The sequence below is a fragment of the Hymenobacter arcticus genome (assembly GCF_054779975.1).
Genome location: NZ_BAAGXF010000002.1, coordinates 1 through 13,807, shown reverse-complemented (window position 1 = coordinate 13,807; position 13,807 = coordinate 1). Strand labels below are relative to the sequence as shown.

Genomic DNA, 13,807 nt, shown 5'->3' with positions numbered 1-13,807 from the left:
AGTGCTGGTGGGCTCCCAGCCGCCCGCCCGGCCGCCGCTGGGCCCGCGCTCACCTGCTTTTGCCTATGAAACGCCCTGCCCCCACCCCACCGCCGCCCGCCGACCCCCACGCCGCCCTGCAAGGCCTGCGCGCCCGCGCCGAGCGCCGTGGGCTGGTGGCGGTCAGCCTGCCCCCCGGCACTGCCCCCGATGTGCAGCAGTTGGTGCAGGAGCTGCAAGTGCACCAGATAGAGCTCGAAATGCAGTACGAAGAGCTGCTGCTGGCCCAGGCCGAGGCCGAGCATAGTCGCCTGCAATACCTTGACCTCTACGACTTTGCGCCGATAGGCTACTGCACCCTCGATGCCACGGGCACGCTGCACCAGCTCAACCTGCGCACCGGCCAGCTGCTGGGCCAGGAGCGCCGCCAGCTGCTGGGCCGGCGGCTGGCCCTGTTTGTGGTCCCCGCCGCGCGCGACCAGCTAACCCACTTTCTGGCACGCCTGTGGGCCCAGCCCGGCCAGCGCCAAAGCTGCGAGCTGGCCATGCGCCGCGCCGACAACTCGCCCTTCGTGGGCCAGCTCGAAGGCGTGGTGCTGGCCGAGGGCGATGCCCTGGACCAGCTGCCGGGCAGCTGCCGCCTGGTGCTGCTCGACGTGACGGCCCGCCGCCAGGCCCAGGACGAGCTAAGTGCCAAAAACCGCCTCCTCGATACCATTGTGCAGCAAATGCCCGTGGTGCTGGCCCGCCTGGGCCCCGATGGCCGCTACCGCGAGCTAGCCGGCTCGGCCCTGCGCCGGCTGGGCCTGGCCGACAATGAGCTGGTGGGCGAGGTGGCGGCCAAGCTGTTTCCGCCTACCTCGCCCCACTTTCAGCGGCTGCTGGCGGGCCACCGCGAAAGCTACGTGCTGCACCTCACCTACCAGGAGCAGGCGGTGGTGCTGCACTGCTCGGGCTTTTTCGACGCCCAGCGCCAGGAAGTGGTGGTGTTTGCCCTCGACATCACCGACTCGGAGCAGCTGAAGGAAGCCGCCGTGCGCCAGCAGCAGGAGCTGCTGGCCGCCATCCTGGCTACCCAGGAGGAAGAGCGCCGCCGCATTGCCGAGGCCCTGCACAACAGCGTGGGCCAGCTGCTCTACGGCACCCGCCTTCACCTCGATGCCCTGCCCGCTACTGAGGCCGTGCGGGCCAGCCAAGCGCTTATCAATGAGGCTATTGTGGCTACGCGCAGCATATCTTTCGAGCTCACGCCCACCATCCTCGAAGACTTTGGCCTGGCCGTGGCCCTGCAAGAGCTGGTGAGCCGCATGCCGGGCAGCCTGGCCGTCGACCTCAACCTGCGGGGCCTGAATGCGTCGCTGCCCTCGTTGCTGGCTACGGCGGTGTATCGCATTGTGCAAGAGCTGCTTAATAATGTGATGAAGCACGCGCAGGCCCAGGAAGTGTTTGTGCAAGTGAGCCAGGAAGACGGCCAGCTCTACCTCAGCGTGGAGGACGATGGCGTGGGCCTGGCCCCCGAGGCCGTGCAGGGCCCGCCCCTGGGCATTGGGCTGGCCGGCATTCGCACGCGGGCGGGGCTGCTGGGCGGCACCGTCACGGTGCAGTCGCGGCCGGGGCGGGGCACGGGTTTCTTCCTGCAAATACCGGTAGTGGCCCCGGCGGGCCCCAAATAAGCCGGCGATTGCGGATTATTACTAGAAAAAATCAGTAATTACCGCACTTTTGAAACTTTCCTACGCAGTAGTTTTGTGTAAGTTAATCTCAAAAAGATTACACAAGCTCGCTCTGCTATGGAAACCACCACCGTTTTTACGGTTCACCTCAGTAATAACCCCGCTGCGGCTGGCCTTAGCCTACGTGGCAATTGCCAGGGCACCGGCCCGGCTCAGCAGCTCGAACGCGCCATTGATGAGATGGTCGCCGCCGGCTCGACGCTCATTTGGGTGGATTGCCGCTACCTCACCTCGCTCAACTGGCAGGGCCAACGGGCCATTTTCAACGCCAACCAGCGGGCGCGGCTGGCGGGGCGCACCCTCTACTGGTGCGGCCTGGAGCCCGCCGTGCTCACCCAGCTCACCACCAACGGCCTGCACCTGCTGCTGAGTTTGCTGCCCGCCACGGGCTACCAGGGCCCCGCCGCGCTGCTGCTGTAGCTAGCGTAAAAATTGATTGACACAGCAAGGCATAAGACGGGCCATGCGCCGGTCCGACGGCGAAGCCGGCCGACCGGTTGACATAGGCGCCGCGTGGTTAGTCGTGCCGCCATCGTTCACGCGCCAACCGGTCGGCCGGCTTCGACGTCGGACCGGCGCGCGAAGCACCCGCACCAACGCAAGACTGCCCCGGTCGCTTAGCGGCCGGGGCAGTCTTGCGTTGGTGGCAAAAGGCGTGGGCTACTTGGCTGCCGCCGCGGCCGCCTTGTAGTGCACGGCGGGCAGCGCGCGCAGGCGCTCGGCGGCCTGCTCGGGCGTGATGTCGCGCTGGGCATTGGCCAGCAGTTCGTAGCCCACCATGAACTTCTTCACCGTGGCCGAGCGTAGCAGCGGCGGCATAAAGTGCATGTGCAGGTGCCACTCGGGGTAGTCCTGGCCATCGGTGGGGCGCTGGTGGAAACCGGCCGAGTACGGGAAGCTGATTTCGAACAGGTTGTCGTACTTGATAGTGAGCTGGCTGATAATATCGGCCAGGTCATCGCGCTCGGGCTCAGTGAGTTGGGTGAGGTCCTGCACGGCGCGGCGCGGCAGTACCAGCGTTTCGAAGGGCCACACCGCCCAGAAGGGCACCAGCACCACCCAAGTGTCGTTTTCGACCACGAAGCGGGTTTTGGTTTTCTCCTCAATGGCGAGGTAGTCGCTGAGCAGTGTGCGGCCGTGCTGGTCGAAGTACGCTTTCTGGGCGCGGGCTTCCTTGGCGGGCAGGTCGGGTACGGTGCGCTCGCTCCAGATTTGGCCGTGCGGATGCGGGTTCGAGCAGCCCATCACAAAGCCCTTGTTCTCAAATATTTGCACGTAGTTAATGTTCGGGTCAGCCCCGAGCGTGCGAAACTCGTCGGTCCATACGTCCACCACGCGGCGGATTTCCGACACCGGCATTTCGGGCAGCGTCAGGTCGTGGCGCGGCGAAAAGCAGATGACGCGGCAGTGGCCCGTTTCGGCTTCGGCGCGCAGCAGGCCGCCCTCCTCGTAGGTGCCGCCTTCGCCTTCGGGCAGCAGCGCCGCAAAGTCGTTGTCGAACACAAACTGGTGCTCATACTTTGGGTTCACGTCGCCGCTGGTGCGGGGGTTGCCGGGGCAGAGGTAGCAGGTGGGGTCGTAGGCGGGGCGCACCTCGGCCTTATCCTCTTCTTGCTGGCCCTGCCAAGGGCGCTTGGCGCGGTGCGGCGACACGAGGACCCACTCGTCGAGCAGGGGGTTGAAGCGGCGGTGCGGCTGTTCGGTGAAATCAAACATAGGGATAGGTAAAAGTCGGTGGTGGGCTTTAGCGTGTGTCGTTCGGGAAGTTCCCGCTGAGGTGCGCCGAGGAAAATCGCAGAGGTACGCTGAGTTTTAACGTTCGCGCTTAGCGTACCTCTGCGGGAAATTCCCAAAGCGCTACTCCTCGTTCAAAAACTCGCCCACGCCGTCGGCCAGGGTGGTCACGTAGGTATCGAGTTTAAGGCCTAGCTGGTCGTGGTAGCCCTGCTTCATGTGGGCTAAAAATTCCTTTACCTGGTGGGTGGCTACCAGGTTGAGGGTGCAGCCGCCGAAACCGCCGCCCATCATGCGGGCGCCGTAGCAGCCGGGGGCCTGGCGGCTCAGCTCCACCAGCACGTCCAGCTCATTGCAGCTCACCTGGTAAAGGTCGCGCAGGCCGGCGTGGCTGGCGTAAAGTAGCTCGCCCACTTCGGCCAGCGACTGGTGCTCGGCGAGGCGGGCCGTGAGGTCGCGCACGCGCTGGTTTTCCTCCACCACGTAGCGGCAGCGCTTGGCTACTACCTCGCCTAGCTCGGCCTGGGCGGCTTCAATGTCGGGCAGCGTGGCATCGCGTAACGAATTGATTTTTGGGTTTTTAGCTTGCAGTATATCCACGCCGCGGGCGCACTCTTCGCGGCGGGTATTGTACTCGCTGTCGGCCAGCGCGTGCTTCACGCCCGAGTTGCAAAGCACCAGGCGGCAGTCAGCGGTGTTGAAGGGAAAGTAGGCGTATTCGAGTGAGCGGCAGTCGAGCTCTACCACGTGGCCGGCCCGACCAAAGAGGCTGGCAAACTGGTCCATGAGCCCGCACATCACCTTGGCGTACTCGTGCTCGGCCATCTGGGCAATGTGGGCCAGCGTCATGGTGTCGAGGCCCAGGTGCAGCAGCTCGTTGAGGCCCCAGGCCACGCCGCACTCCACGGCGGCCGACGACGACAAGCCCGCCCCGCTCGGAATATCCCCCCCAAAGGCGCAGTCGAAGCCCGGCACCACGGCCCCGCGCTTCAGCAGGCCGGCCACCACGCCCAGCTGGTAGTTGGCCCAGTGGCCGTCGGGGATGGGCGCAATATCGGCTACCGCCACCTCGTGGGTCGCGTCAAAGTCGAGGGCCGCCAGCCGGATGCGGTCGGTGCCGTTGAGGCGCATCGCAAAACGGATTTCCTTGTCGATGGCGGCTGGTAGCACCAGGCCATCGTTGTAGTCGGTGTGCTCGCCAATGAGGTTGATGCGGCCGGGCGCGCGCAGTACCAGGTCGGGCAGCGCCCCAAAGTGGCGCTCGAAAGCAGCCGTCAGCGTGGGAATAGTCATAGTGAGCGCAAAAGTGCTGTAAAAAGCCCGGATGCGCTACTTTTTACGCAGTCCTGCCCTACGGCGGGCACGCCTGCGCCAACCTTTTTCGGGGTATTTAAGTAAGTCCAATTCACGGGGCGCGCTCGGTAGCGCCCCTGCGTATTTTCTTCATCTTCTGCTTATTCTCATGACTACTTCGCGGTTACTTTCGCTGTTTGCATTGATTTTGATGGTGACCACGCTCAGCAGCTGCTCGGCTATTGGTGACATTTTTAAGGCGGGTGCCTGGGTGGGTATCGTCGGCGTATTTCTGGTAGTGCTGCTGGTGTGGTGGCTGGTTACCAAAATGGGTGGCGGCGGCGGCAACAGCAACGGCACGTCGGTATAAGATAATTACCTGCTTGATGCTAAAAAGGCGCGGCCCCCATTCGGGAGCCGCGCCTTTTTTAATGCTACTACTGCTGCGGGTTACTCGGCCCGCTTGGTGGGCATGGTGCCGATAACGTGGTCCCAAAGGGTGCTGCTCACGCCAAACGCCACCTCGTCCTGGCGGTAGTGGTGCTGGGCGTGGTGCGTCCACCACACTTTGAGGAAGTTTTTGGGCGGCGCGTACATGTGAATGGCGTAGTGCACAAACAGGTACATGGCGTAGCCAAACGTGAAGCCCGACAAGATGCCGAAAGCCCAGGTACCGAACACAAACCGGAAAATGAAGAACAGCAGCGACGCCACAAACACCGTCAAAATAGGCGGCATGGCCAGCCGGGTTTCGTCCTTCGGATACTCGTGGTGCACGCCGTGCATGGTGTACTGAAATTTGGCCCGGCCGGCCGTAGTGGCCGGAATGTGGTACACGTAGCGGTGCACCAGGTATTCAACGAACGAAAACAGCAGCAGCCCGCTCAGGAATAGCCCGAGCCCCGCCAAGCCCGATACGAAGCCCCGCGTGATGCCGTAGTACAAGCTCACCAGGGCGGTAGCGATAAAGATGCTGACCGGCAGCGCGATGTGGGTGTGCGAAAGCCGCTCCAGCACGGGGTTCTTGAAAAGCTGGGCCGAGCCCTTGTGCTTGGGCCGGACCGGGGCCGCTGCCGGTTTGGCCGGGGCAATAGTGTCGGATTGGGTAGCCATAGAAAAGCTAAAATCTTACTTAATACCTAAAAAATCAATCTTATTCCACAAAGTTACGCCGTGCGCTCCGGTGTGGTTGTGCGTGGCTACGGCTGAAAGCCAGCCGCTTCGAGCGCAGTAGCCACCTCGTCGGCCGGGCCACCGGGGTGGCGCAGCCGCGCCTGAGCATAGAACTGCGAACGGGCCGCCAGGGTTCGGTCGAGCCAGTCGGCCAGGGCCTCCTGGGGCGTGGCGGCGGCCGCGGTGGCGGCCAGCAGCGGCCGGGTGGCGGCCTGGTTGCGCCGGGCCAGGCGGCGCTTTAGCTCCCGTAGCGGCACATCGAGCCACAGCACAAAGCCCGAGGCGTGCAGCACCACCAGGTTATCGTGAAAGCAGGGCGTGCCGCCGCCGGTAGCCACCACCAGCGGCCGGCCGGGGTGCTGGGCCACGGCCGCCAGCGCCGCCGCCTCGCGCCGCCGAAACCCTTCTTCGCCCTCCGCGGCAAAAATTGCGGGTATCGACTGCCCCGCCTCAGCCACAATGCGCTGGTCGAGGTCGAGAAAGCCCCGGCCGTAGTGCGCGGCCAGCTGCCGCCCCAGCGTGGTTTTGCCCGATGCCGGCAGGCCGATGAGGTAGAGGTGGTTCATTTGGTCAAATCCTAGTTCAGTTTTAGTCGCCCGTCATTGCGAGCGCAACGCAGTGGAGCGCGGCAATCTTTCCTGGTCGTCCTCGGCATTGGAATTATTACCCCCAGCGTGAAGGAAAGATTGCCGCGCTCCACTGCGTTGCGCTCGCAATGACAGACAAATACCAAGCCGACTGCTGATTAGCTAATGCGCACGCGCGGGTCGAGCACGGCGTACAGCATATCGACGGCGATGTTGACCAGCACGAAGATGGCCGCTACGAAAAGCGTGGCGCCCATTACGACCGGAAAATCAAGGTTTTCCACAGCCCGTAAGGTGGTAGTACCCAGGCCTTTCCAGTTGAAAATGTATTCGATGAAGAACGCGCCGGCCATGAGCGAGGCCAGCCAGCCCGACACGGCCGTAACCACCGGGTTGAGGGCGTTGCGCAGGGCGTGGTGCCACACCGTGCGGCCGGGGCTCAGGCCCTTGGCGCGGGCCGTGCGGATGTAGTCCTGGCTCAGCACGTCGAGCATGCTGGAGCGCGTGAGCTGCATGATGATGGCCAGCGGCCGCACGCCCAGCGCAATGGCCGGCAGCAGCAGGTTGCGCAGCACCAGGTGGCGCTCGGCGGTGAAGGGGTCGGTTTCGTAGAGCTGGCCCGTGAGGCTCAGCCCCGTCCAGTGGCTCCAATAAAAGCCAAAGCTGACGGCAATGAGAATGGCCGCCACAAACGACGGCACCGAAATGCCTAGCACCGAAGTAGTTACTAGTATGCGGTCGAGCCACGACTGGGGCCGCAGCGCTGCGGCCACGCCCAGCGCAATGCCGCCCACGGCCGCCAGCAGCATGGCCGCCAGCGCCAGCCACAGCGTGCCCGGAAAGCGGTCGAGCAAGATGCTGAGCACGTCCTGGTTGCTCTGAAACGAGCGGCGCAGGTAGGGCCACTTCAGCACCAGGGCGCGCTGCGCGCCCAGCGGCAGCAGCGCCACGCCACCGTAGCGCGCCACCCCGGCCGAATCGCGCGGGTGCACGCCCAGCGGCGAGGCATCATTCAGGTAGCCCAGCAGGCGGGCGGGCAGCGGCTGGTCGAGGCCCAGGTCGGCCCGGATGGCGGCCTTGGTGGCCACGTCCGAGCGCTGGCCGGCCAGCAGGGCCGCGGGGTCGCCGGGCAGCACGTTGAATAGGAAAAAAACCGTGCAAGCCACGCCCACCAGTACCAGCAGGCCCTGGCCCAGGCGGCGCAAAAGGAAGAAGAGCATGTTAGGTGATGGGGTAATGGATAATTTACCAATGCTGGCTAGCAAGATGACGACAGGTCACCTTCGTACTTGTCGAGGCTATTCAGGAAGTAGTCAGGCGGGCCTACACTAGAAAAGACTCCCATGACCACTCGGATAGGCCCTGCTTTACCTGTCACCTCCCAAGGACGTCGGCAGGCTGTCCAGCCGGGAGGAGCGTACAGGAAAGCGCATAATCGGGCAGCGGAACGCCTGTCTTGAGGGCTCCAACGCTCGGCGCGTACGCCTCGAAACCTGTCGGGCAAACCAGCTCGTTTTTGCCGGGCTGCTATTGCATAAAACTGCCCACCGGCCCACTTTCTGAGTGGCTACATTACCCCATTGCTTCCTTACTGCAAGGCCTTCTCGACCTGGTAGAGCGCCGGAATGTCGTGGTAGTGGTACTTGGCCACCACCGTGCCATTGTGCAGCACCAGCAGGCCGGGGTTGGAGCGGATGATGGACTTGAGCACTGTGGCATCGGCAAAGGCGTAGGGTGTGGCCAGGTTCACGTCGTGCCGAAACGAGTCGAACTTGCTGGCCGCCGTGCTCGTGATGGTGAGCACCCCAATGTTTTTGCGCGACTTGGCAGCCTGGGCAAACAGCGCGTTGAGCTGCTCGAAGCGTTCGCGGTCAGCCTTGTTAGTGTTTTGAACGATGAGAATCAGCTTGTTACCAGTTAGTATCTGCTTGGTCACGTCGTTGCCCTCGGGGTCTGAAATCACGAAGTCGGTGATAGCGGGCGTCGATTTCAGTGGGTTGAGCACCGTCATGGCCTTGTATTTCCAGGTCGAATCGGTCGGAAACTCGCTCGCTTCCATCGTTTGGCCGTTGCGCTCAAAGGTGTAGCGGTAGCGCGGGGCCTCGGCGGGCTTCATCAGCTGGGGGATATTGTTGCCCACTTTGTAGGGCAAAAAGTCGAAGTACGGCAGGTGCCCCAGCGCCCGCACCCCAATGCCAATGGCCAGCGCGCTGGCAAACGTCATGGTCATGAGCCCGGCCATGCCGCTCACAAAAGAGTGGCGCAAAAACCGCAGGCCCTTGAACGTAAAGCCCCACAATACCAGCAGAAACACGTCTTTCGCAAACGACGTCCAGGGCGTGAGCTTGATAAAATCGCCGAAGCAGCCGCAGTCCGTCACCCGGTTGAGGGCAGCCGAATAAAAGGTGAGAAACGTGAAAAACACGAGCATCGCCAGCAGCAGGTACAGCACCCGGCGCAAAAACCAGCGCAGCAGCAGCGCCACCCCCAGGATTACTTCGAGCGAGCTAAGCGCCACGCTCAGCAGGCGGCTAGAGTCCTTGAGGGTGTTGAAAAGCCAGCCCAGCCAGGGCACATCAATGGCAAATACCTCGAAGTATTCTTCCAGCTTGTAGGCCGTGCCCACCGGGTCGTTGAGCTTGATAAGGCCCGAAAAAATAAACAAAACGCCCAGCAGCAGCCAGCACACCCGCGTAAAAATGCGGAGGCGATGCTGAGCAGGAGGGGCGGGCGCGAGGCTAGAAGTGGGCATATACAAAGGAAGTAACCAAGACCATAACAGGGGGCGGCGCAAGAAGGTGGCACCGCGCCAATCGCTCCGCAATACGCACAAGCGCCGGCTTATGCCGCGTTTTCGCGCAAAATGAGGGCAAACACGGCGTAGTTGAGCATGTCGCGGTAGCCACCCTCCACGCTCTCGCTCACCAGGGCCGCGCCACCCAGGTTTTCGAGCTGCTTGATGCGGTGCAACTTCATGAGAATGAGGTCGGTGATGCTGCTCACGCGCATCTGGCGCCAGGCTTCGCCGTAGTCGTGGTTTTTGGCCAGCAGCAGTTCGCGGTTGAGCGCATTTTCGTGGTCGTAGACGGCGGCCACCTGCTCGGTAGGCAGGTCGAGGGGCGCGCCAGCCGGCAGCCGCAGCTGCATAAGCGCAATGAGGCAGTAGTTGATGATGGCCACGAACTCCTCGTCCACGCCATCGGCAATTTTCTGGGTGCCCACTTCCTGGATGGTGCGGATGCGGTTGGCCTTGATAAAAATCTGGTCCGTAACCGAAGGCAGGCGCAAAATGCGCCAAGCGGTGCCGTAGTCGTGAGTTTTGGCCAAAAACAGCTCGCGGCAGCGGCTCAGAATCAAGTCGTAGTGGGCAGGGGTAGTCAAGGGTGAAGGAGCGAATGAGTGAAGGAGTGAATGGGCCGGCCGCGCGCTGCGGTTCTTCTGCGTACCCTTCTGCGTGTTCTGCGGTGAAAGCACCCACCCGAAAACCCCCGCAAGTTCGCGCCCAACGCCGGATATTTACCCCTCCCGCTCCTCCTACCCCGCCGCCCTACCCCCACCCACGCCGTTGCAAAACTCACTCACTCATTCACTAAAGAGCCCCCACGGCCGCCTGCTCGACTTGCGCCGGCCCCAGGTAATGGGTATTCTCAACGTCACGCCCGATTCGTTTTACCCTGGCTCGCGGCTCGGCGGCAGCCCCGCGGCCGACCTGCTGCGCCGCGCCGAAGCCATGCTCGCGGCCGGGGCCGCCGCCCTCGACGTGGGCGGCTACAGCTCGCGCCCAGGGGCCGATGACATCAGCCCCGCCGAGGAGCAGGCCCGCCTGCTACCCGCCATCGAAGCGCTGCGCCGTGAGTTTCCGCAGGCGTTTATCTCGGCCGATACCTTCCGGGCCAGCGTGGCCGCCGCCGCCGTAGCCGCTGGCGCCGACCTCATCAACGACATCGGCGGCGGCACCCTCGACGCCAACATGCTGGCCACCGTGGCTCGCCTGCGGGTGCCCTACTGCCTCATGCACATCAAGGGCAACCCCCAGACCATGAGAGAATTAGCGCAGTATGACGATGACCTGGTGCTCACGCTGCTGCGCTTCTTCCGCGACCAGCTCGCCAAGCTGCGCCAGGCCAATGGCGGCCAACCGCTGCCCGACGTGCTGCTCGACCCCGGCTTCGGCTTTGCCAAAACGCCCACCCACAACCACGCGCTGCTGCGCCGCCTGCCTGAGCTGGCCCCGCTGGGCTACGGCCTGCTGGTGGGCCTATCGCGCAAGGCCATGGTGTACAAGCCCCTCGGCCTGGGCCCCGAAACGGCCCTCAACGGCACCACCGCCCTGCACGTGCTGGCCCTGCAAGGCGGCGCGCGCCTGCTGCGCGTGCACGACGTGGCCGAGGCCCGCCAAACCATTGACCTGGTGTGCGGCCACTGAAGATAACCGGGCCGCACCTTGCCTGCGGCGGGGGTGAGGCCGTTCTTTGTTGTTCCAATTGCCGCCGCTGCCTTGTCCCTCCCTTTTCCCTTTTACTTCCTGCACATTGGGCTGGTCGATGTGGCCGATGTGCTGCTCGTAACCTGGCTGCTCTACCAGCTTTATAAGCTGCTGCGCGGCTCGGTGGCCCTCAACGTGGCGCTCGGGCTGCTAAGCTTGTACCTGGTGTACCTGGTGGTGAATGCGCTGGGCCTGGGGCTATTATCGGCCATTCTGGGGCAGTTTATGAGCGTGGGCGTGCTGGCCAGCATCATTTTATTTCAGCAGGAAATCCGGCGGTTTTTGCTGAATGTGGGCAAGGCGGCGCTGGAGGGCGGCGGCCCGCTGGGCTGGTGGCGGCGGCCCAGCGGCCAGCCTACGGGCACGGCCAGTGTGCTGGCCTTTGTGGAGGCCGCCAAAAGCCTGGCCAGCAAAGAAACCGGCGCACTCATCTGCTTCACCCTCACCTCCGACCTCAGCTCCTACGCCGAATCGGGCGACCGCCTCGATGCTGAGCCCAGCAAGCGCCTGCTGCTGGCCATTTTCAACAAGACCTCGCCCCTGCACGACGGTGCCGTCATCGTGGCCCAGGGCCGCCTGGTGGCCGCCCGTTGCATCTTGCCGGTGAGCCAGAACCCCGAGGTGCCCGCCGCCCTGGGGCTGCGCCACCGCGCCGCCCTGGGCCTCACCGAGGCCACCGACGCCGTGGTGCTGGTAGTGAGCGAAGAAACCGGCCAGATGAGCCTCGTGCGCCACGGCGAAATCTACCGCGGCCTGGCCGCCCCCGAGCTCAAGGCCCGCCTGCAAGAGTGGCTACTGGCCGGCCCCGCCGCCTAGGCGGTCGGCAGCTGCCTGGGTGGGGGCGGGCTGGCAGTGGCCCGGGCGGGCAGCAGGAAATCTGGTCCTTCGTAGCTGCTGGCCGGCTGTAGGTCAAGCTGCTGGGCAATGCCGCTGGCGCTCAGCTCGTGCCGAAGCACGGCGGGCAGCCCGCACCAGTGCACGGCTACGCCGGCTTGTTTGCCGCTGGTATCGGCCCGCAGCAGTGCTTGCTGGCCCAGCTGGCTGAGCGAGTGCAGCTGCTGCGTATCAATCCAGGCTTGGGTGGGGTGGCGGTCAAGCAACAGCTGCATAGCCTGGCCCAGGTGCGCCGCGTCGGCGGCGCTCGAGCAGCCCCCGCGCAGGCTAAGTCCCATTCGCTTCTGGTGGCTGCCCAGGTGAATGGTGAGCGAGCGCGTGGGCAGGATGAGCAAGAAGAAGGCGTTGGTCATAGCAAGCGGGAAGATAGAAGTGCAATAAAGCAAAGATACGGCTACCAGTCAAGGAGTTGTATGCGTTTTATACGTGATTTTGCCTAAGTATAAGTACCTGTTTATTGCCTTTGCAACGGCGCTCAAGGCCGGCGTATTGTTCAGCTACGTGTTTTCCGCAATTTGCTGCACGCGCTACGTAAGCTAGCCGCGAAAAACCCTGAGAGGTGGTCCGTATAAGTTGGTAATTAGCTTGAAAACTAGCTTTTTAGGCATAAAAAGATGGACGTTGTTGCCTTGTTTGCCGTTGGGCAGCATAGTACCAGTTACCTGCCTCCGCAGCCCAGTTTTCCATCTTTTTCCGCTACTCCTATGAAACCGGTTCAGAATTCCGCCGCCGCCAGTGCCCTCCCGCTCAAAGCCCGCCCGGCCGCCCGCATCGGCGATGGCAGCCGCACCAGCCGCCGGGGCTTCGCCAGCATGGACCCCGCCGAGCAGCGCCGCATTGCCAGCGAAGGCGGCAAGGCCTCGCACGCCAGCGGCCAAGGCCACAAGTGGACCGCCGACGAGGCCCGCGAAGCGGGCCGCAAAGGCGGGCTCACCAGCCGGCGCGGCCCCGTTCGCGCTGCGGAAACGCCAATTGCTAAAGCCAAAAAAAATCAGATGTAATTTAGTAGCTAACTGTTAGTTAGCTACTTAACACAAGTAAGCCTGGCCCCATAGGGGCCAGGCTTACTTGTGTTAAAAACGGTACCTGGCTGCTGCCTACGTAAGCAGGCCCTGCGTCACGGCCAGGCGAATGAGGGCTGCGGTATTCTTCGTCTGAGTCTTTTCCAGAATGTTCTGGCGGTGCGTTTCGATGGTGCGCTTGCTGGTGAAAAGCTTTTCGGCTATCTCATTGGTAGTCAGGCCTTCGGATAGTAGTTGCAGTACCTCGCTTTCGCGGCGCGATAGCTGGCTTGCCTTCGTAGTGGCGTCCATTTCGTCATCCTTCGCCAGAACTTTGCGCAACATATTGAGGCCCAGGTCACTGCACAAAAATTGGCGCCCGGCAATCACCGTCTGGATGGCTACCAGAATCTCCCCTTTTTCGGCGCTTTTGAGCACGTAGCCCAGCGCGCCCGCATCAAACAGCTGCCCGATGTAGCGCTCATGCGCCAGCATACTCAGGATGAGCACCCGCACTTCGGGGTACTCGGCCCGCAGGCGCAGGGTGGTGGCCAGGCCATCGAGCACGGGCATGTTGGCATCGAGCAGCACGAGGTCGGCGGGGCAAGTGGGCAGGCGGTCGAGAAGCTCCTGGCCATTGCTGGCTTCGCCCACTACCTCAATATTGGGCTCACCGGCTAGCAGCGCCCGCAGGCCATCGCGCACAATAGTGTGGTCATCAACCAAAAAAATACGGCTCATAATAACAGGTATACGGGCCGGGCCGGCCGCACGATGCGCAGCGCAACGGATGGCGGGCAAGCCAGCTAGCTTTCCACAGCGTGTAAAGAAAGCTCCCCGTACTTTACTTAGAGGCTATCCAAATAGGCAATTATACCAAGTGATTCGAGCGCAGGCAAAATGGAGCATGGCGAGGTAGTTTTCGGG

15 protein-coding genes are annotated in these 13,807 nt (G+C 63.2%); 6 read left to right on the top strand and 9 right to left on the bottom strand.

The genetic code is table 11. The features are described from left to right. Positions 1 to 65 precede the first annotated feature (65 nt). Entirely contained in the window at positions 66 to 1,652 is a 1,587-nt protein-coding gene (locus tag ACYVGC_RS03650; protein ID WP_460582432.1) for a PAS domain-containing sensor histidine kinase, read from the top strand. A 117-nt stretch (positions 1,653 to 1,769) separates the two neighbouring features. Continuing rightward, entirely contained in the window at positions 1,770 to 2,132 is a 363-nt protein-coding gene (locus ACYVGC_RS03645; protein WP_460582431.1) for an STAS domain-containing protein, read from the top strand. 240 nt (positions 2,133 to 2,372) lie between these two features. Here ACYVGC_RS03645 and ACYVGC_RS03640 read toward each other — a convergent pair whose 3' ends face one another. Next, a complete protein-coding gene (locus tag ACYVGC_RS03640) occupies positions 2,373 to 3,428 on the bottom strand; it encodes a galactose-1-phosphate uridylyltransferase (RefSeq protein WP_460582430.1) in 1,056 nt (351 codons plus the stop codon). Positions 3,429 to 3,569: 141 nt separating this feature from the next. Continuing rightward, positions 3,570 to 4,739, bottom strand: coding sequence for a galactokinase (galK, locus tag ACYVGC_RS03635; RefSeq protein ID WP_460582429.1), 1,170 nt, complete (start codon positions 4,737 to 4,739; stop codon positions 3,570 to 3,572). A gap of 169 nt (positions 4,740 to 4,908) precedes the next feature. On the opposite strand from galK, the gene ACYVGC_RS03630 reads away from it, so the two are divergent. After that, the gene (locus ACYVGC_RS03630) at positions 4,909 to 5,109 is read left to right on the top strand and encodes a hypothetical protein (protein ID WP_460582428.1); all 201 of its coding nucleotides are present in this window, start codon (positions 4,909 to 4,911) and stop codon (positions 5,107 to 5,109) included. Between the two features lie 80 nt (positions 5,110 to 5,189). Here ACYVGC_RS03630 and ACYVGC_RS03625 read toward each other — a convergent pair whose 3' ends face one another. The 5 genes from ACYVGC_RS03625 to ACYVGC_RS03605 form a co-directional block, all read right to left on the bottom strand. Then, positions 5,190 to 5,852, bottom strand: coding sequence for a sterol desaturase family protein (locus ACYVGC_RS03625; protein ID WP_460582427.1), 663 nt, complete (start codon positions 5,850 to 5,852; stop codon positions 5,190 to 5,192). A gap of 86 nt (positions 5,853 to 5,938) precedes the next feature. Then, positions 5,939 to 6,478, bottom strand: a complete 540-nt coding sequence (locus ACYVGC_RS03620; protein WP_460582426.1) for a shikimate kinase — start codon at positions 6,476 to 6,478, stop codon at positions 5,939 to 5,941. Between the two features lie 179 nt (positions 6,479 to 6,657). Next, positions 6,658 to 7,719 (bottom strand): ABC transporter permease, encoded by a 1,062-nt coding sequence (locus ACYVGC_RS03615; RefSeq protein ID WP_460582425.1) that lies wholly within the window; start codon positions 7,717 to 7,719, stop codon positions 6,658 to 6,660. 368 nt (positions 7,720 to 8,087) lie between these two features. Further along, a complete protein-coding gene (locus tag ACYVGC_RS03610) occupies positions 8,088 to 9,251 on the bottom strand; it encodes a BT_3928 family protein (protein ID WP_460582424.1) in 1,164 nt (387 codons plus the stop codon). A gap of 89 nt (positions 9,252 to 9,340) precedes the next feature. Further along, entirely contained in the window at positions 9,341 to 9,880 is a 540-nt protein-coding gene (locus tag ACYVGC_RS03605; RefSeq protein ID WP_460582423.1) for a DUF1599 domain-containing protein, read from the bottom strand. Between the two features lie 184 nt (positions 9,881 to 10,064). Here ACYVGC_RS03605 and folP point away from each other — a divergent pair, with 184 nt between their 5' ends. Together folP and cdaA are read left to right on the top strand one after the other, a co-directional pair. Continuing rightward, positions 10,065 to 10,925 carry a dihydropteroate synthase gene (gene folP / locus ACYVGC_RS03600; RefSeq protein WP_460582422.1) on the top strand — a complete coding sequence of 287 codons (861 nt, stop codon included), beginning with the start codon at positions 10,065 to 10,067 and terminating at the stop codon, positions 10,923 to 10,925. Positions 10,926 to 10,997: 72 nt separating this feature from the next. After that, on the top strand, positions 10,998 to 11,801 hold the full coding sequence (gene cdaA / locus ACYVGC_RS03595) for a diadenylate cyclase (RefSeq protein WP_460582421.1): 804 nt from the start codon (positions 10,998 to 11,000) through the stop codon (positions 11,799 to 11,801). On the opposite strand, the gene ACYVGC_RS03590 is transcribed toward cdaA, so the two are convergent. Then, positions 11,798 to 12,232 (bottom strand): hypothetical protein, encoded by a 435-nt coding sequence (locus ACYVGC_RS03590; RefSeq protein ID WP_460582420.1) that lies wholly within the window; start codon positions 12,230 to 12,232, stop codon positions 11,798 to 11,800. The genes cdaA and ACYVGC_RS03590 overlap by 4 nt on opposite strands. A gap of 351 nt (positions 12,233 to 12,583) precedes the next feature. Between ACYVGC_RS03590 and ACYVGC_RS03585 the strand changes: the two genes are divergently transcribed. Next, entirely contained in the window at positions 12,584 to 12,880 is a 297-nt protein-coding gene (locus ACYVGC_RS03585; protein ID WP_460582419.1) for a KGG domain-containing protein, read from the top strand. A 96-nt stretch (positions 12,881 to 12,976) separates the two neighbouring features. Here ACYVGC_RS03585 and ACYVGC_RS03580 read toward each other — a convergent pair whose 3' ends face one another. Continuing rightward, positions 12,977 to 13,621 carry a response regulator transcription factor gene (locus tag ACYVGC_RS03580; RefSeq protein WP_460582418.1) on the bottom strand — a complete coding sequence of 215 codons (645 nt, stop codon included), beginning with the start codon at positions 13,619 to 13,621 and terminating at the stop codon, positions 12,977 to 12,979. Positions 13,622 to 13,807 lie beyond the last annotated feature (186 nt).